The sequence below is a fragment of the Flavobacterium sp. I3-2 genome, from assembly GCF_013389595.1.
Classification (GTDB): Bacteria; Bacteroidota; Bacteroidia; order Flavobacteriales; family Flavobacteriaceae; genus Flavobacterium.
In genome coordinates this window covers 47,959-65,996 of record NZ_CP058306.1, presented here as the reverse complement: position 1 = coordinate 65,996, position 18,038 = coordinate 47,959, and the positions used below count along the sequence as shown (strand labels likewise).

17 protein-coding genes are annotated in these 18,038 nt (G+C 29.4%); 11 read left to right on the top strand and 6 right to left on the bottom strand.

Annotated elements, in window-relative coordinates; genetic code table 11:
• Positions 1 to 105: 105 nt before the first annotated feature.
• From dnaA to HW119_RS00345, 3 genes are read left to right on the top strand one after another with little or no spacing between them, the layout of a single operon-like run.
• Positions 106 to 1,545, top strand: a complete 1,440-nt coding sequence (dnaA, locus tag HW119_RS00355; RefSeq protein WP_177760712.1) for a chromosomal replication initiator protein DnaA — start codon at positions 106 to 108, stop codon at positions 1,543 to 1,545.
• Position 1,546: 1 nt separating this feature from the next.
• Positions 1,547 to 1,999, top strand: coding sequence for a low molecular weight protein-tyrosine-phosphatase (locus tag HW119_RS00350; protein WP_255497940.1), 453 nt, complete (start codon positions 1,547 to 1,549; stop codon positions 1,997 to 1,999).
• A 48-nt stretch (positions 2,000 to 2,047) separates the two neighbouring features.
• Positions 2,048 to 2,758 (top strand): SAM-dependent methyltransferase, encoded by a 711-nt coding sequence (locus HW119_RS00345; protein WP_177760710.1) that lies wholly within the window; start codon positions 2,048 to 2,050, stop codon positions 2,756 to 2,758.
• Positions 2,759 to 2,807: 49 nt separating this feature from the next.
• Here the strand turns inward: HW119_RS00345 and yajC are convergent, their stop codons facing one another.
• The 4 genes from yajC to HW119_RS00325 all read right to left on the bottom strand — a co-directional run bounded on the left by yajC (position 2,808) and on the right by HW119_RS00325 (position 5,747).
• Positions 2,808 to 3,083 (bottom strand): preprotein translocase subunit YajC, encoded by a 276-nt coding sequence (gene yajC, locus HW119_RS00340; RefSeq protein ID WP_177760708.1) that lies wholly within the window; start codon positions 3,081 to 3,083, stop codon positions 2,808 to 2,810.
• 13 nt (positions 3,084 to 3,096) lie between these two features.
• Positions 3,097 to 3,600: a DUF1573 domain-containing protein gene (locus HW119_RS00335; protein WP_177760706.1), complete on the bottom strand. Its 504-nt coding sequence runs from the start codon at positions 3,598 to 3,600 to the stop codon at positions 3,097 to 3,099.
• Positions 3,601 to 3,615: 15 nt separating this feature from the next.
• Entirely contained in the window at positions 3,616 to 4,557 is a 942-nt protein-coding gene (nusB, locus tag HW119_RS00330) for a transcription antitermination factor NusB (protein WP_177760704.1), read from the bottom strand.
• Positions 4,558 to 4,646: 89 nt separating this feature from the next.
• The gene (locus HW119_RS00325) at positions 4,647 to 5,747 is read right to left on the bottom strand and encodes a Glu/Leu/Phe/Val family dehydrogenase (protein WP_177760702.1); all 1,101 of its coding nucleotides are present in this window, start codon (positions 5,745 to 5,747) and stop codon (positions 4,647 to 4,649) included.
• Positions 5,748 to 5,912: 165 nt separating this feature from the next.
• On the opposite strand from HW119_RS00325, the gene HW119_RS00320 reads away from it, so the two are divergent.
• From HW119_RS00320 to HW119_RS00310, 3 genes are all read left to right on the top strand, one after another.
• Positions 5,913 to 7,670 carry an ABC transporter ATP-binding protein gene (locus tag HW119_RS00320; RefSeq protein WP_177760700.1) on the top strand — a complete coding sequence of 586 codons (1,758 nt, stop codon included), beginning with the start codon at positions 5,913 to 5,915 and terminating at the stop codon, positions 7,668 to 7,670.
• Positions 7,671 to 7,739: 69 nt separating this feature from the next.
• Positions 7,740 to 8,105, top strand: a complete 366-nt coding sequence (locus HW119_RS00315) for a PUR family DNA/RNA-binding protein (RefSeq protein WP_177760698.1) — start codon at positions 7,740 to 7,742, stop codon at positions 8,103 to 8,105.
• 45 nt (positions 8,106 to 8,150) lie between these two features.
• Positions 8,151 to 8,786 (top strand): hypothetical protein, encoded by a 636-nt coding sequence (locus HW119_RS00310; RefSeq protein WP_177760696.1) that lies wholly within the window; start codon positions 8,151 to 8,153, stop codon positions 8,784 to 8,786.
• A gap of 87 nt (positions 8,787 to 8,873) precedes the next feature.
• Here the strand turns inward: HW119_RS00310 and HW119_RS00305 are convergent, their stop codons facing one another.
• Together HW119_RS00305 and HW119_RS00300 are read right to left on the bottom strand one after the other, a co-directional pair.
• On the bottom strand, positions 8,874 to 9,512 hold the full coding sequence (locus tag HW119_RS00305) for an HdeD family acid-resistance protein (protein WP_177760694.1): 639 nt from the start codon (positions 9,510 to 9,512) through the stop codon (positions 8,874 to 8,876).
• A 136-nt stretch (positions 9,513 to 9,648) separates the two neighbouring features.
• Positions 9,649 to 10,488 (bottom strand): helix-turn-helix domain-containing protein, encoded by an 840-nt coding sequence (locus tag HW119_RS00300; RefSeq protein WP_177760692.1) that lies wholly within the window; start codon positions 10,486 to 10,488, stop codon positions 9,649 to 9,651.
• A gap of 865 nt (positions 10,489 to 11,353) precedes the next feature.
• Between HW119_RS00300 and HW119_RS16830 the strand changes: the two genes are divergently transcribed.
• The 5 genes from HW119_RS16830 (at position 11,354) to HW119_RS00275 (ending at position 18,030) form a co-directional block, all read left to right on the top strand.
• Complete coding sequence (locus HW119_RS16830; protein ID WP_218620383.1) at positions 11,354 to 13,126, top strand: collagen-like protein; 1,773 nt, start codon at positions 11,354 to 11,356, stop codon at positions 13,124 to 13,126.
• Positions 13,127 to 13,325: 199 nt separating this feature from the next.
• Positions 13,326 to 14,582 carry a gliding motility-associated C-terminal domain-containing protein gene (locus HW119_RS00290; RefSeq protein WP_177760690.1) on the top strand — a complete coding sequence of 419 codons (1,257 nt, stop codon included), beginning with the start codon at positions 13,326 to 13,328 and terminating at the stop codon, positions 14,580 to 14,582.
• A gap of 12 nt (positions 14,583 to 14,594) precedes the next feature.
• Complete coding sequence (locus HW119_RS00285) at positions 14,595 to 15,512, top strand: type IX secretion system membrane protein PorP/SprF (RefSeq protein ID WP_177760687.1); 918 nt, start codon at positions 14,595 to 14,597, stop codon at positions 15,510 to 15,512.
• 11 nt (positions 15,513 to 15,523) lie between these two features.
• Positions 15,524 to 17,479 (top strand): OmpA family protein, encoded by a 1,956-nt coding sequence (locus tag HW119_RS00280; RefSeq protein WP_177760686.1) that lies wholly within the window; start codon positions 15,524 to 15,526, stop codon positions 17,477 to 17,479.
• 107 nt (positions 17,480 to 17,586) lie between these two features.
• Positions 17,587 to 18,030 carry a DUF417 family protein gene (locus tag HW119_RS00275; protein WP_177760683.1) on the top strand — a complete coding sequence of 148 codons (444 nt, stop codon included), beginning with the start codon at positions 17,587 to 17,589 and terminating at the stop codon, positions 18,028 to 18,030.
• The last annotated feature ends 8 nt before the right edge of the window (positions 18,031 to 18,038 follow it).

Below are 18,038 nucleotides of genomic sequence, written 5' to 3'. Positions count from 1 at the left end.
ATAAGTTTTTTTTTAACAAAAAATGTATTCATATTTGTCAAAAGGAATCAACCACAAATTCCAGAAAATTAACATTTACGAGAACACAATAATATTCACAATAACATGCTTGATTATACTACCAATAATGCAAAATCTGTATGGAATAACTGTCTTCTTTTCATAAAAGACAATATTCAAGAGCAAGCGTTCAAAACGTGGTTTGAACCAATAAAAGCAATAGAACTAACAGATAATGTTTTGTATATTCAGGTACCTAGTAAATTCTTCTACGAATGGTTAGAAGAACACTATGTAAAGATATTAAAATCTGCTTTACAAAAAGAACTTGGTCCGAGTGCAAAATTATTATATAAGATTGAAATGGAAAATGCTCAAGGAAATAAAAAACCTTTTACAGAGCAGCTTCCAAGTACGCACAGAGAACCTGTTAAAACACAAGAATTAGATGTACCTGTTCAACAAAAAAATCCAGAATTAAAAAATCCTTTTGTTATTCCTGGAATTCGAAATGTAAAAATTGAATCACAATTAAATTCAAATTACAGTTTTGATAATTTTTTAGAAGGAGAATCGAACCGATTAGCTCGTAATGCTGGTATGGCTGTTGCCAACAAACCTGGCGGAACTGCTTTTAATCCGTTGATGTTATATGGAGGTGTTGGATTAGGAAAAACGCATTTAGCTCATGCAATTGGTGTGGAGATTAAAGAGAAGTTTCCCGAAAAAACAGTTTTATACATTTCTGCTGAGGTATTCACACAACAATATGTAGATTCAGTTCGTAAACAAACACGAAACGATTTTATTTATTTCTATCAATTAATTGATGTTTTAATCGTTGATGATATTCAATTTTTATCAGGAAAATCAGGAACACAAGATGTATTCTTTCATATCTTCAACTACTTGCATCAAAACGGAAAACAAGTTATTTTAACTTCGGACAAGGCTCCAGTTGATATGCAAGATATTGAACAACGTTTATTATCTCGTTTTAAATGGGGATTATCTGCAGAGATTCAACATCCTGATTTTGAAACACGCGTGAATATTGCAAAAAGTATTTTATTCCGCGATGGAGTTGAAATGCCTGAAGATGTTATAGAATATGTAGCTAAGAACGTAAAAACAAATGTTCGTGAATTAGAAGGTGCAATCATTTCGTTAATCGCGCAATCATCATTCAACAAACGTGAAATCACTTTAGATTTAGCAAAAAGTATTGTAGAAAAATTCGTTAAGAACGTTAAGAAAGATATTTCAATCGACTACATTCAAAAAATAGTTTCTGATTATTTTAGTTTAGATGTTGAAACATTATGTTCTAAAACAAGAAAAAGACATATCGTGCAAGCAAGACAATTAGCGATGTTTTTTGCAAAAAAATATACCAAATCATCGTTAGCAAATATTGGATCTCAAACGGGTGATCGCGATCATGCCACCGTACTTCATGCTTGTAAAACAGTTGATAATTTGTTAGAAACAGATAAGCAATTCAAAGGTTATTTTGAAGATATAAATAAAAAACTTACCATGTAATATGAAAGTTTTAATGATTTGCTTAGGAAATATTTGTAGATCACCTTTAGCTGAAGGGATTTTAAAATCAAAAGTTTCTAAAAACATAACCGTTGATTCTGCAGGAACAGCCGCTTGGCATTCAGGAAGTTTACCAGACAAACGTTCAATTGCCGTTGCTAAAAAACATGGAATTGATTTAACTGATCAACGTGCTCGACAATTTTTAGTAGAAGATTTTGATCGATTCGATTTAATTTATGTGATGGACAAAAGTAATTATGTCAATGTTTGTCGATTAGCTCCAAATGAAAATGCTTTAAAAAAAGTTGAACTTATTTTAAATGAAAGCCATTGTGGAAAAGATTTAGAAGTTCCAGATCCATATTACGGCGAAGATGATGGATTTGAAAATGTTTTTCAAATGTTAGATGAAGCTTGTAACCAAATTAAAAATAAACTTGAAAACGCTTAATTTACTAAGCGTTTTTTTTATTGCTATATTTGTAAAAATTTTTGAATCATGTCCGAAAAAGGTATTCTATATTTAATTCCAGTTCCCTTAGGAGATAACAATCCAGAAGAAGTTTTACCACAAAGTGTTAAACGAATCATCGATTTAATTGATACTTATGTTGTGGAAAATAGTAAAGTTGCACGAAAATTCATTAAAGCAATTCATCCAGAAAAAGTGCAAGCAACTTTAACACTTTTTGAATTAAATAAACATACCGATTCCAAAGAAATAAATGATTTTATAAAACCTCTATTAGAAGGTAAAAATATGGGATTGATGAGCGATGCAGGTTGTCCTGGTGTTGCAGATCCTGGAGCTGTTGTTGTAAAATTAGCTCACGAAAAAGGAATTAAAGTTGTTCCGTTAGTTGGACCTTCTTCTATTTTAATGTCAATAATGGCTTCAGGAATGAATGGCCAATCTTTTACTTTTAATGGCTATTTACCAATCGATAAATCTGAAAAAAAATCGGCTTTAAAGAATTTAGAACGTTGGTCGCAAGAACGTGATCAATCTCAAATTTTTATTGAAACTCCTTATCGAAACAATCAAATCTTGGACGAAATGATTCAGATTTTAAATCCAAATACTTTGGTTTGTGTTGCTTGTGATATTAGTTTGCCCACTGAGTTTATTGTTACGAAACCGATTAGTTTATGGAAAAAATCAAAACCAGATTTACATAAGCGCCCTTGTATTTTCATTATACATAAATAAAAGCATAAAAAAATCCAGCAACTGCTGGATTTTTAATTATAAAGAGAAATTATTTCTTTTCATTTACTTTTTTAGATAATTCAATTGAAACGGCATTGCGTTCTATTTTTAATTTACCTGCCATAGTTTCAATGATGATTGTATCTTGATGTAGTTCAGATACTCTAGCATGAATTCCAGATTTAGTAACAATTTTATCACCAACTTTCAAAGCAGATTCAAATTGTTTTTCATTCTTAATTCTTTTTTGTTGCGGACGTATCATCAAAAAATACAACACAGCAAACATTGCCACTAAAGGCAAAAATTGTTGAATATTTTCCATTCTAATTATTTAATTATTCTTCTACATTAGCTTTAACCGTTAAAAGCTCAGATCCAGTAGCTGTATTCGTAGTTAAAGTAACTGTTTTACTTTGCGCTCCAGGACTAGAAGCATTAAAAGCAACTTTGATTGGTGCTGAACTTCCTGGTTTGATTGGTGTTTTAGGGTAATCTGGAACTGTACATCCACAAGAAGCAGAAGCATTGATAATAACCAAATCAGTATTTCCATTATTTGTTACGATAAACTCAGTTTCGTTTTTTGTCCCTTTTTTAATAGTACCAAAATCGTGTTCTTTTTTATTGAAATTTGCAACTGCAGTTCCGTCTTTACTTGAAGCAACTGGAGTTTGTTCAACTTGACCTTCTTGTGCTACTGTATTCGGTTGAGTTTCTGGAGCAACCTCGCTTTGCGTAGTTGGATTTTCAGAATTAATTTTTGAAGATGCGTCTTCATTTTTTTTACATGAAACAAATGCTACCGAAGCAATTGCCAATGCGAAAACTATTTTTTTCATTTTTAAATTAAAATTTTACATTAAACCTCTACCAACTTTAGCAAATTTTCCTTCTTTTTGGTATTCTTTTACTAAAGCGTCTAAAATTCCGTTGATAAATATACTACTTTTTGGTGTAGAATATTCTTTTGCAATTTCTAAATATTCGTTAATTGTTACTTTAACAGGAATTGAAGGGAATTTTTGCAACTCGCAAATAGCCATTTTCAAGATAATGATATCAATTTCTGCAATTCGTTCTGTATCCCAATTTGGCGTTTTGTCGTTAAATTCATCAGCTAATTCACGCGCATTTAACATAGTTTTTCTAAACAAAATTTTCGCATATTCTTTATCGTCCTCATCTTTAAAAACACGAGGAATTCTAAAGTAATCAACGTCTGATTTTAATTGTTTCAATTGTTTCTGAATTGCCGTATTTACGAGAGGAATGTCATCAACCCAAGTTAGTTTGTTGTCTTCTAAGTATTCGTAAATTTTTTCGTTTGGTGCGATAATTTCTGTAAAAATAGCTACAATAAAATCACGATCTTCTTCGAAAGTTGAAGTCGATTTTTTCATGTAATTCTTATACAAATCAGATTCTTTAATTTCAGAAAGTAAAATCTTGATGTATTGATCGTTTACTTTGAAATCTTTAATTCCAGATTCATCGATATTATTATTCAAAGATTCAGAATTAACTAAAACTTGTAATAAACTATTGTTTACGAATTTTTTATTTGGATTTCTTTCTTCTGGAGTAGCTAAATGTTTGTTTGCAGAAAGTTCAAGGAATTCATTTTCTACCTTTTGAACTTCTATTAAAGAAGATAGCATTAACAAGTATAAATCGCGAATTGATTCTAAACTATAGGTTAAAAATTTCTCGCTCGAATCCATTAAATCGGATTGATTTTGTTGCATCGCATAAATGGTTTGCATCACTTTTATACGAATATGTCTTCTGTTTAACATACTTTGAAAGAACTTATAAATTTAAATTAAAGAAAGCGAAAACCTGAATGATTTTCGCTTTGCAAAATTATAAAATAATCGTTAGAAAACTATTTTTTTTCATTTTTTTTAGCTTCAATACGTTGTTCAGCTTTACGCATTGCTGCTTGATTAGCTGTAATACCTTGTTCTTTCGCGTAATTTAAAATATCTAAAGTTGTATTATAAATATTTTCTGTTCTTCGTAAAGCCTCAGCAGCATCGTATTTAGCAATTTCACCAAATACATTTATGATTCCACCTGCATTAATTAAAAAATCAGGTGCATAAACAATTCCACGTTCTTGTAAACGTTTTCCATGAACTGCTTCTACAGCTAATTGATTATTTGCAGCACCAGCAATAACTTTGGCTTTTATTTTTTCAATCGTATCATCATTTATAGTTGCACCTAAAGCACAAGGTGCATAAATATCAACATCGGCAGAATAAATATCAGAACCAGAGAAAATTTGAGCATTATATTTTTTTGCGACTTCTTGCATACGATCCTCGCTAATATCAACTATTTGTACCAAAGCTCCAGCATCTGTTAAATGTTTTACTAAAGTTTCACCAACATTTCCAATTCCTTGAACGAGTACTTTTTTACCAGCTAAATTATCAGAACCAAATTGAAAATTAGTTGCAGCTTTTAAACCCATAAAAACACCGTAAGCAGTAACTGGCGATGGATTTCCAGAACCACCTAAACTTTCAGAAATCCCGGTTACATGAGGAGTTATGGTATGAATTAAATCCATATCTGGAGTAGTTGTTCCAACATCTTCTGCAGTAATATAACGCCCACTTAAAGAATCGACATATTTAGCAAAAGCAATCAACATTTCAGGATTTTTATCTTTTTTAGAATCACCAATAATTACAGCTTTTCCTCCACCTAAATCCAATCCAGAAATCGCCGATTTATAGGTCATCCCTCGAGACAAACGCAATACATCATTTAAAGCTTCCCATTCCGATGTGTAATTCCACATTCTAGTTCCTCCTAAAGCAGGTCCCAAAACTGTGTTATGAATACCAATAATTGCTTTCAAACCTGTATCTTTGTCGTTGCAAAAAACAATTTGTTCATGGTTATCAAAAGAAAACTGACCAAAAACAGGGTCGATTTTTTTTAATTCATCAGGACTATAGCTATTTGTTGTCATAATTTATTTTAATTTTAGTTTGTTATGGTTATTCCAAATATAATTAAATATTTACTATTTCGGACTTTATTAAGTTATAAAAACATTATTTAAAACAAAGATGTTAATTTAATAATAATATCATATTTATTAGATTAAAACATAAAATATATCAGTAACAATTTCATGAAAGAATTAAAACAATTAAACAAATATTTTATAAAATATAAATATCGTTTTATTTTGGGAATTGCAATTACAATTGCTTCTCAGGTATTTAGTGTTTTTACGCCTTCTTTTGTCGGGAATATAATATCTGCATTGTATGATTTTCATAAATCAATCGTTTCTTCAGAAAACGTTAAAGAATTAATCATTAAAAATGTGCTATTAATTCTAGGTACAACATTGATTGCAGGATTTTTCACTTTTTTAATGCGTCAAACATTGATTGTAATGTCGCGCCATATCGAATTTGATTTAAAAAACGAAATCTACAAACAGTACCAAAATTTATCCCAAAGTTTTTACAAACGAAACAAAACGGGAGATTTAATGAGCCGAATCTCTGAAGATGTGGGAAAAGTTCGTCAATATGTTGGGCCAGCAGTAATGTATTCTGTAAACACAGCTATTCGTATGACGGTTGTCATTGTACAAATGTATGTTACTTCGCCAGAATTAACTTTGTACGCTTTACTTCCTGTTCCGTTTTTAGCTTACGTGATGATGCGCCTAAGCAAAGAAATAAATAAACGTAGTTTTCTGTATCAGCAAAATTTATCACGCTTGTCATCATTCTCACAAGAAATTTTTTCAGGAATTCGCGTAATTAAAGCGTATGCTCTAGAAAACGAAAAAGATAAAGAATACGAAAAAATCACAACGGAAAGCAAAAACATTTTTATGCGTTTAGCTAAGGCAAACGCCATGATTGGACCTTTGATGGTTTTGATAATTGGCATCAGTAATTTACTTGTTATTTATATTGGAGCCAAATTATTTATGAATGGAACCATTACAGAAATTGGAATTATCGCACAGTTTATATTGTACATAAATATGTTAACTTGGCCGATTGCTTCGTTAGGATGGGTTTCAACCATGATTCAAGAAGCGGATTCGTCACAGAAACGAATTAACGAATTTTTGAATGAAAAACCAGAAATTGTAAACAATGTTAGTTCAAATACTCCAATTGAAGGAAAGATTGAATTTAGAGATGTAACTTTTGTTTATGAAGATACAAATATTCAAGCTTTAACAAATGTTTCTTTTACATTAGAACAAGGAAAAACTTTAGCCATTTTAGGAAAAACAGGTTCTGGAAAATCAACCATATTAAATTTAATTTCAAGATTATACGATACAACAAGTGGCGAGATTTTAATTGATGATACGAATATTAAAAATATCAATTTAAATAATCTTCGAAACGAAACAGCAATGGTTCCGCAAGATGCTTTTTTATTTTCTGATTCGATTAAAAACAATATTAAATTCGGAAAAGAAGATGCAACAGATGAAGAAATTGAACATTTTACAAAACTTGCAGACGTTCATAAAAACATCGTTAAATTCGAGAAAAAACACGATACAATTTTGGGAGAGCGCGGTTTAACTCTTTCTGGCGGACAAAAACAACGTGTTTCAATTGCTAGAGCATTGATAAAAGACCCTAAAATTTTACTTTTAGACGATTGTTTATCTGCTGTTGATACAGAAACTGAAGAAACGATTCTAAATAACCTACAACAATTAACAAAAAACAAAACAACAATTATTGTAACGCACAGAGTTTCGTCTGCAAAAAACGCTAATTTGATTCTGATTTTAGAAGACGGAAAAATCATAGAAAAAGGCTCACATACCGAATTAATTGAGAAAAACGGATATTACAAAGAATTGTATTTTAAACAACTTTCTGAAAAAGAAATTTCTTAACTGTTGGATTTATAATTTTTTTTTTAGACTTTTGAAAACAAGTTAAAAAAATTAACGCACCGAAAAATTATGAGAGAACATGACTTATTAGAAAAAGATGAAATTTTTTCTAAAGTATTACGAGCAGGAAGAAGAACTTATTTTTTTGATGTTAGATCAACAAAAGCTGACGATTATTATATAACAATTACCGAAAGTAAAAAATTCACTGAAGAAGATGGATCTTTTCACTTCAAAAAACACAAAATTTATCTGTACAAAGAAGATTTTACTTCATTCAGAGAAATTTTAGACGAGATGACTCAATTTGTTTTAGATCATAAAGGCGAAGAAGTTATTTCTGAAAGACACCAAAAAGATTTCAAAAGAGATTTTGCTGATGTTGAAGAAATGCCTTCATCAAGTTTCACAAATATTAATTTTGACGATATTTAATTTAAAAGCCGGTAAAAGCCGGTTTTTTTTAATATTCAGAATAATATGAAACATTTTTATTTTTTATTTCTTTTTGCGATTGCTTCCAGTGTTTTTGGACAAAAATATATTCCTGATCGCATTCAAATTAATGGAAAGGAATATGATTATAGATTTCATCATCTTGAACAATATTTCAATTATTATCCAGATAAACGTATTGTGCAAAACAAGGATTCTACTATTGTTAATCGTGGCTATATTGCTTTTTATGAAATTTTGAATGACGAATTGTATCTTCGAGATATAAAAGTAGAAAGTTCTAAAGATTCGACAAATCTTGTTAGTGTTCGAGAAAAATTCAGCCCTTCAACCGAAGAACTTATTCCGTTGAGATGGGTAAATGGTGTTGTTCAGATTGGGTTAGGAATTGATGATTTCAAAAATGATTCGTTACGACCGTTAAATGATAATAATCTGATATTTGAAATTCAAAGAGGAAAAATAAAACGCAAAGTACAATTTAATAAAGATGAAATGAGAATTTTTAAAAATTTTCAATGGAATAAATTTAGAACAACTAATGAATATTTGCTTATTTACAGAAGATTACAAAATATGGGACTTTCTGAATCAGAAATAAATGTTCATATATATAATAATGTTTTGTATTATTCAAAGCGTATTTTTTTACAGAAGTAAATTTTAAATGAATTTTAATTCAATATAATCATAAAAAAACGCTGCTAAAAAAATGATTTAGCAGCGTTTTTTGATTTTATAATAGAACTAATTTTTATTAATGTGATCGTAATATTCTTCTTTTAAATCTTCTATTTTATCTTGTATTTTTCCTTGAATTTTTGATGAAATATTTTTCAATTTTTTTAATTGAAAAGCCAAAACAATTGTAGAAAAACCAACAAAAACAAAAGCTAAAGAAGTTAATACAACCAAGTAAGCTTCAGCAAAAATAGGATTAAAAATCAATAATAAAGAAAAAATTAATCCAAGCGCACTAGCAAAAGCTAAACCTCCCCAATTGTTTGAACCGTAGTTTTTGTGTTCGAATGCAAATCCTAATCCTTGCATTGAGCGGAATAATAAAGTAAAACCAATGAAAATTGGAAGCATTGCTGCCGAAACAGCAGGATGTGTTAATAAGATAAAACCAACAACAGTATCAAAGATTCCTCCCATTAAATACCAACCCCAACCTTCAATATTTTTCTGATTTTGTATAGCAAAAGCTAATTCCATTAAACCTGTAAATAAAAATGAAATACTAAAAATTATTGTTAACGTTGCGTAAGTCGCAATTGGAGTAGAATACGTGTAAATTCCAACACCAATTAATAAAACTCCAATAATTGCAGGAATGTACCAGTGTTTTACTGATTTTTGAATTGTTTTTAAAAATGTACTCATGTTTTAAATTTTGTTTTGATATATGAATTGTGAAATTACGATTTTTTAAATTAATTTAGAAGAATTGAAGTTAAGAATCTACTAAATTTATGAGTTTTTAGGTTGAAAAATCAATAAATTAATCTTGATAAATTCATTATTTAAATTCAACTTTGAAAGACGAAATGTTTACTCCTGTGTTTCTTTTGAAAAATCTACTGAAGCTAGAAACATCTTCAAATCCTAATTCAAATGCGATTTCTTTTGCTGTTTTGTCAGTGTAGTTTAAATATCTTTTGGCTTCAAGCGTAATTCGATTGTGTATTAATTTTGAAGGAGCTTGTTGTTTTAAAATCGAAAAAATATTACTTAATGTTTTAGGAGATTTATTTAACGCATCAGCATAGAATTTTACGCTATGTTCTTTTTTATAATTTAATTCGATTAATACAGAAAGTCTTCGGACAATATCTAGTTTATCATCACTAAAACTTTGGTAAATTTCAGATTGAGATTTAGCTAATCGTGTAATTTTAATTATTAAATGTTTTAATAAAGTTCTTAACATTTCGCCTTGAAACCGATCGTTAGATTCCCATTCTATTTGAAATCTACTTTCCAAGAAAATAATTTCTTTGTTTTCGTCTTCAGTTAATCTGATGAACATTGGATGATTTATTCCATAGAATAAAAATCCAACACAACCAACTTCTGTATCGTGATCTAAAATACAATAAAATTCCCTGTTAAATTGCCAAGCAACAAGATATTCAGGATATTCGAAATTAAATTTTTGATTGACAACTAAAGGCAAAAAAGATTTTTCAGGGAAGTTATATTCAATTCCATCAATGGTTACAATTTGCTGTTTTCCTTTGTTGTAGACTAATGTTTTTAAAGGTTCTACAGATTTGATTACTCCTAAACCACAAAAATCTGGATTATTCTTGTGCATAAAAAACTCTCCAGCTGAAATATCAATATATTTTCTAGTCATATTACAGTAACTTTTTGAATAAATATTTGTATTTTTTTTAAAATTTTAATAAAAAAAATAATTTTTAATTTAATAAAGCTACAGTTTTTTTTACAATTAAAATTGATTTTTTTTCTGTTTTTTTATTCTATTTACTTTTTTTTAATCATTTTAATTACAGTTAATTAGTTTTTTATTCTATTTTTTTTTGTAGTTAAGTAATTGAATGATAGTTGATTAATGAGCAAAAAAAAGAAGAGAGTTTCCTGTCTTCTTTTAATTTTTTACAACTTGAAATGAATTCAATAGAATCTCATAAGTGTTGATTAAGTTGAGGGCGATTTGTCAAATTAATTTTTTTCTTCTTAGCAATTTTTACTGACAAATTTCATTATCTATATTCCAAAGCTACACTATTTATTGAACTTTTAGATTACTTTTCTTCCCAAAAAGATGTCATATATTCCTGAATTTTAAATTTTAACATTTTTATATTTTTGAGATTTTAAGTGTGTTTTTAGTTTTTAAATGTTAAATAATTTATTATTTAACATTTAATTTATTTTTAATTTTACAATTAGTTTGTTGTGTTTTTCTTGAAACATTTTTTTATTGATTTTGAGTATTTATTTTTGTTTAAAATGCATTTTTATGAATGAATTAAAAATAGAAAATATGTTTTTTTATGTTTGTTCAAATAAATTTAAGAAAGAAAATAGAAAAAAACATTAATTAAAACAGAAAAAATATCTATAAAACTTATATTTAATAGTGTTTTTTTTAATTATATTTTATTTATAAGTGATTTTTTTATTTAATTAAACTTTATTTTTAGTTTATTGTTTTGTTTTTTTAGTAAATTTGAAGACCAAAAAAAAACATTTACATGAAAAACAAATTATTTCCATTAGCTTTTGCTTTAATGGGGAATCTCGCGTATTCCCAATTTGGCATTGGAACTTTACAGCCAAACAATTCTTCGCAATTGGATGTAGTTTCTGATAATCGAGGAATTTTAATTCCTAGGGTTCAATTAACTTCAACTACTGATTCATCAACAATTACAGCTGGTAATACTAATTCTTTGTTAGTTTTCAATTTGACTGACAATTCATTTATTAAACCAGGATTTTATTATTGGTTTGATAGTAGTTGGAAAAAACTTACAAATTCGACTGATTTAGAACAAATTATTGATCCGCATGTAGGAGATGTTACTTTACAAGTTATTAATGGAAATTTAGTTTTTGTAGATGTTCATGGTAATATCGGACAAATTCCTATTTCTGATTTGAATATTATTACAAATCTTGTCAATAATAATGATGGAACCTATAATTATACCAACGAAATTAATCAGCTAACAACGATTGATGTGCCTCAGGATGTAATTAATAATTTCGAAGATATTATTTCTAATACAACTGTATTGGAATCAACGGTAAATTATCTAACAAATACTAAAGTTGGTGGAAATTTATCTTATAACGGATCTATTTTTAGTTACATTGATTCCAATGATACTGTTCAAAATTTTACCATTGCTGATATTGAAACTACTACATATCTAACATTAAGTGATGATCTTCAGTCTTTTGAATATAAAAATGAAGATAATGAAATTGTAACCGTTAATTTATTAGCTGGACCGCAAGGTATCGAAGGTAAATCTGCATATGAGATATGGCAAGGTTTACCTGGAAATGATGGAAAATCTGTCATTGAATTTATGAATAGTTTAAAAGGAGAAATGGGATTAGTTGGTTTAACTGGACTAACAGGCGCAACAGGACCAACTGGTGCAACAGGACCAAAAGGCGCAACTGGTGCAGCTGGACCTTCAGGTGCAGTGGGACCTGAAGGACCAGAGGGACCAGTAGGACCAGCGGGGCCCGCCGGAACCAAAGGAGATACAGGTGTTGCTGGACCGGAAGGACCAACAGGACCAACAGGTCCGATGGGACCAACAGGACCAGTTGGAGCTATGGGACCAACAGGTCCAACAGGACCAACAGGACCTGCAGGAATCGGTGGGAAAACTACTGCTGGTGATGCTATTGGATTGACAGGTAATGGTTCGAATATGGATCCGTATCACTTGTCTGTAAGAGTTGATAACGGTTTAATTATCGATGATAACAAAGTAAAAATTGGTGGACAATTATCAGAATCAATTACTTTAACGACAACCTCTTCAAATACTTTGTCAATTGTCGGTTTAGAATCTGGTAAAACTTCAGATAAAATTCTTGTTACAGATAGTAATGGAGTTTTGAAATCGGCAAAAGCTGTTGCGCCAAATTATTTTAATTTACCAACACTTGTTTTACCAACTACGAATTCCAATCTTCCGAGTTATGTAACTTACACTTCTGGTATTTTTTCAGTGGATTTATTTGATTTATACACCAAGCAATTTGGTATGGTAGGTAATGTCGTAGGTACTTCAAGATCTGCTATAAGAAGCGAAAATGCAGAATCTACTTTGCCATTGTACGCTCAAAATGAATTAGAATATTTCATAACGTATTTTGATAATACGGTTTATAATCCTTTGACAATTACATTGTCTGAAGATGGTATTTTGACTTATACGATTGTTCCTTCAGGAGTTGCTACTTCAAAAACATATATGAATGTAGTTTTTAAAGTAAACTAAGAATAGATTATATATAATAATTTTTTTAGAAAACTCTTGAACTAAATGTTACTCAATTCATATTGAATAATTTTTCAGGACAAATTTATATTTAGTTTTTTCTTTTTTGAATTTTCATTGTTCAAAAAAGTTGTCATCTATTTTATTTATTCTGGATTGTTTTCAATTCGTATTTCATGAAACATGTAAAGGAACAAATATGAGAAAAATAGTAAATACAATAGCATTATTGATTTTGGGTTTACATTGTCAAGCTCAATCCAATGAATCGATTAATCGTGGACTTATTTTTACAAATGCTGGAACTCAAATTTCAACTAATTTAAATTTCACGAATGAATCTACTGGTAATTTCATAAACAATGGACAATTTCATTTTTATGGAGATTATAAAAACGAAGGGTTATTCAGTTTTTCATCTGCCTCAAATTCTGGGCATGTATTTTTTGAAGGAAAAAATAATTCATCCCAAAAAATTTCTGGAGATTCTCCAAGTTTCTTTTTTGATGTGACGTTTGAAAAACCAAATACAGATGAATCTTTTCAATTATCAAATGAAATTGAAAGTTCTGGTGTTGTAAATTTTAATAATGGAATCGTTAAAATAGAAAATACAGGTTCTTTTATGTTTTTAAAAGGAGCGAATCAAACCAATGCTTCGCATAAAAGTTTTGTGGATGGTTTGGTTACCAAACAAGGAAACGATGCTTTTAAGTTTCCAATTGGAGGCTCAGGTAAATATCGTTTTGCAAGTATTTCTGCTCCAGCTCTTGTTGTTGATCAATACAATGCGCAATATTTTTTCGAAAACACAAACAATTTATATCCACATAAAAATAAAACAGGTGTTATAGATCAGATTAATGAAAAAGAATTTTGGATTATCAATCAAGAGATTCACAGTAAAACCTCTGTGATACTTACATTATCATGGGAAAATAATGTAACACCTGCCGAATTACTCGTTGAAAACGCAAAATATTTACATATTGTCCGTTGGGATTCTAATCAAAATCTTTGGGTAGATGAAGGTGGAATTGTTGATTTTTCTAACAAAACAGTTTCTACTCCAGTTGAAGTTGATGGATTTGGTGTTTTTACTTTAGCTACAATAAAATCAAATTTAATTAATCCAGGTGACGTCGTTATCTACGATGGTGTTACGCCAGATGGTGATGGTATAAATGATTATCTGATTATTGATAATATTCAAAAGTTCCCAAAAAATTCGGTTAGAATATTCAATCGTTGGGGAGCAGAAATCTATAAAACAATCAATTACGATAGTGATAATAATGTTTTCAATGGTTATGCAAATACAGGAAATGTCATTGATGGATCTGAAAAGTTACCAACTGGAACTTATTATTATATTTTAGAATATGAATATAATCGAAATGGAGAATCTTTTGTGGTAAACAAAGCAGGTTTTTTACATTTAGAAACAAGTAATTAAAACTAACAAAGCATGAAAAAAATAATATTAATAGCATTGTTAGCTTTAAATAGTCTAACCGTAAATGCGCAACAAGATCCACAATACACACACTATATGTATAATACCACTAACATAAATCCGGCTTATGCTGGATCTAGAGGAACAATGAGTGTTTTTGGATTGCATCGCGAGCAATGGGTTGGTTTAAATGGTGCGCCAAAAACAAATGCTTTTTCTTTAAACACCCCAATTAAGAATAGTAATTTAGGTTTAGGAATCTCATTTGTTAACGATGAACTTGGTGTGATGAAAGAGAATACATTTTCTATTGATCTTGCTTATACAGTAAATTTAGATGGATATGAAAATAAATTAGCTTTCGGGTTGAAAGGATCTGCAAATTTATTAGATGTAAATTATGGTAATCTAAATTTACATAATCCAAATGATCCACGGTTAGGTAAAGATATTGCTAACCAGTTTACACCAAATATTGGAGCAGGAATTTATTATTACAATACCAAAAGTTATATCGGTTTTTCGGTTCCAAATTTTTTAGAATCTGATCGTTACGATGATAATATTTATGCAACACTTCAAACAAAAATGCATTTTTATTTAATGGGAGGTCATGTTTTTAATTTAAATCCAAATTTGAAATTCAAACCAGCAGTTTTATTTAAGGCTGTCCAAGGTGCTCCTTTACAATCGGATATTACTGCAAATTTTTTGTTCAGCGAAAAGTTAACTTTAGGTGCAGCTTACCGAATAGATGCTGCTTGGAGTGCTTTAGCGGCTTTTCAGATTACAAATGGTTTAATGATTGGATATTCTTATGATGGAGATACCACAAAATTAGCTCATTACAATTCGGGATCGCATGAAATTTTTTTACGATTTGAATTGTTTAAAAAATACGATCGTTTAATGTCACCTAGATTCTTCTAAAAATGAAAGTTATGAAAAAAGGAATAAAAATTCTCAGCTTCGTATTTGCGTTGGTTCTTGGAAATACGGTTGTTCAAGCTCAAGTTGGATTAAAACGTGCAAATCGCGAATATGATAATTTGGCTTATTATTATGCGATTGATACGTATGAGCAAATTGCAAATAAAGGTTTTGTAAGTGCAGAAATTTTACAAAAGTTAGGTAATTCTTATTATTTCAATGGAGAATATGCCAAAGCAAATAAATGGTATGAAATTTTATTTTCTGAATTTGATATTGACTCTCTAGATTCAGAATATTTTTATCGTTATGCAGAAACATTAAGAAATATTGGTGATAATTCAAAAGCTGATTTTTATTTTAAACAGTTTGCAATTCATAATCAAAATGCAATTCGAACGTCATTAATCAATTTAGATCATGATCAAAATGCTGCGATTGATAAAAATTCAAACAGATATATTTTGAATTCATTGAAAATAAATTCTCCATATTCAGATTACAGCGCAAATTTTCATGGAAATACATTATTATTTACTTCTGCTCGTGATACCGGAAATTTCGTGAAACGTATATTTAGTTGGACCGGTGGTTCTTTTTCTAAAATTTATCAAACAGAAATCGATTCGCTAGGTAATCTGTCTAAACCAAAGCGTTTTAAAGGAAAAGTTACTAGTATATTTAATGAATCTTCGCCAGTAATTACCAAAGATGGTAAAACCATGTATTTTACAAGAAATAATTTTTTACATGGCGAACGCGGTTATGATCATAATAATATAACATTATTAAAAATTTATCGTGCTGAATTTATCGATAATAAATGGACAAATGTTATTGAACTACCGTTTAACGATAATAATTTTAATACAGCACATCCAACTTTAAATGAATCCGAAGATATTATGTATTTTATTTCTGACCGTCCAGGTGGATTCGGAAATTCTGATATTTGGCAAATTCCAATCACAGCTGATGGTTTTGACAAACCAATGAATTTAGGTGCTGAAATTAATACAGATGGTCGAGAAACTTTTGTTTTTTTAACGGATAATAACGAATTGTATTTTTCTAGTGACGGGCGACCTGGTTTAGGAGGTTTAGATGTTTTTGCTACTAAAATCATGAAAGATGGAAGTTTCAGTCCTGTTCAGAATGTGGGTGCACCAATCAATAGTGAATTTGATGATTTCGGATACATCATTAATAGACAAACCAAAAAAGGTTATTTTTCTAGCAATCGAAAAGGAGGCGTTGGTAAAGACGATATGTATGGCTTTCTTGAAACTAAAAGCTTAAATTTCAATTGTGCTCAAGAGTTAGGATTAATTATCATTGATAGTAAAAGTAAAAACATACTTCCAAATGCAAAAATTGATTTGTTTGATATGGGCTATGATTTGAAGGCTTCAACAAATCGAATGAAAGATGGGAGTTATTATTTTGATATTGATTTTGAATGTAACGAAAGTTATCGCGTTCGAGTTGATTTTCCTGATTATGAAATCAAAGAAGAGGTTGTATTATTGGATAGCGAACCTGGTAAAACATTCAGAACAATTGAGATAACTAAAAAGAAAATCGAAATCAAACCTCAAGATGATTTGTTTAAAGTATTGAGTTTAAATCCAATTTATTTTGATTTTGATAAAGATTACATTCGTCCAGATGCTGCTATTGAATTGGCTAAAATTGTTTCGGTAATGAAAGATAATCCTAATATGATTATTGATATTCGTGCTTTTACTGATAGTAGAGGAAATGATGAATATAATTTGAAATTATCTGAACGTAGAGCTAAATCTACTGCCGAATGGATTATCTCTCAGGGTATTGCTTCAGAACGAATAACTTATAAAGGATTCGGTGAAACACTTCTTTTAAATCATTGTAAAAATGGTGTCAATTGTTCTGAGCAAGAACACGAACTAAATAGAAGATCTGAATTTATTGTAATTAAAATTTAATCTTTTTTTTTTTGAAACTGTCTTAATTTTTTTAGGGCAGTTTTTTTTATTCTTTATTCGTGTTGTTGTTTTTTGTGTAAATTTGTTAAATATTTAAATTAAATGTTATGAATAAAAAAGAGGGTAAATATAATGTTGGGGTTTTAGTTATGATTTTATCAACTATTCTGATTTTACTATGGTTGGGAGCAGCTAAATTCTATGATTTTGAGGCCAAGGCAATACAAGGTTTAGTGCAAAATCATCCTTTAATGAGTTGGACTTATAATGTAATGAATTACAGAACAGTTTCTAATTTAATTGGAATTGCTGAAATTTTAACCGCAATAATTTTGATTGTCGGTTTATTTAAAAAGATTTTTTTGAAATGGGCGGGCGCACTTATGATTATTACTTTTTTGTTTACAACAAGTTTTTTAATAACAACACCAGATGTTTTCAGTTTAAAAGAAGGATTTCTAGTAACAGATTTTTTTATACTTAAAGATTTAGTTTTTCTTGGATTGGGAATCACACTTTGGTGCGATGTAGATAAAAGCAAATTATATTAAATAATAAA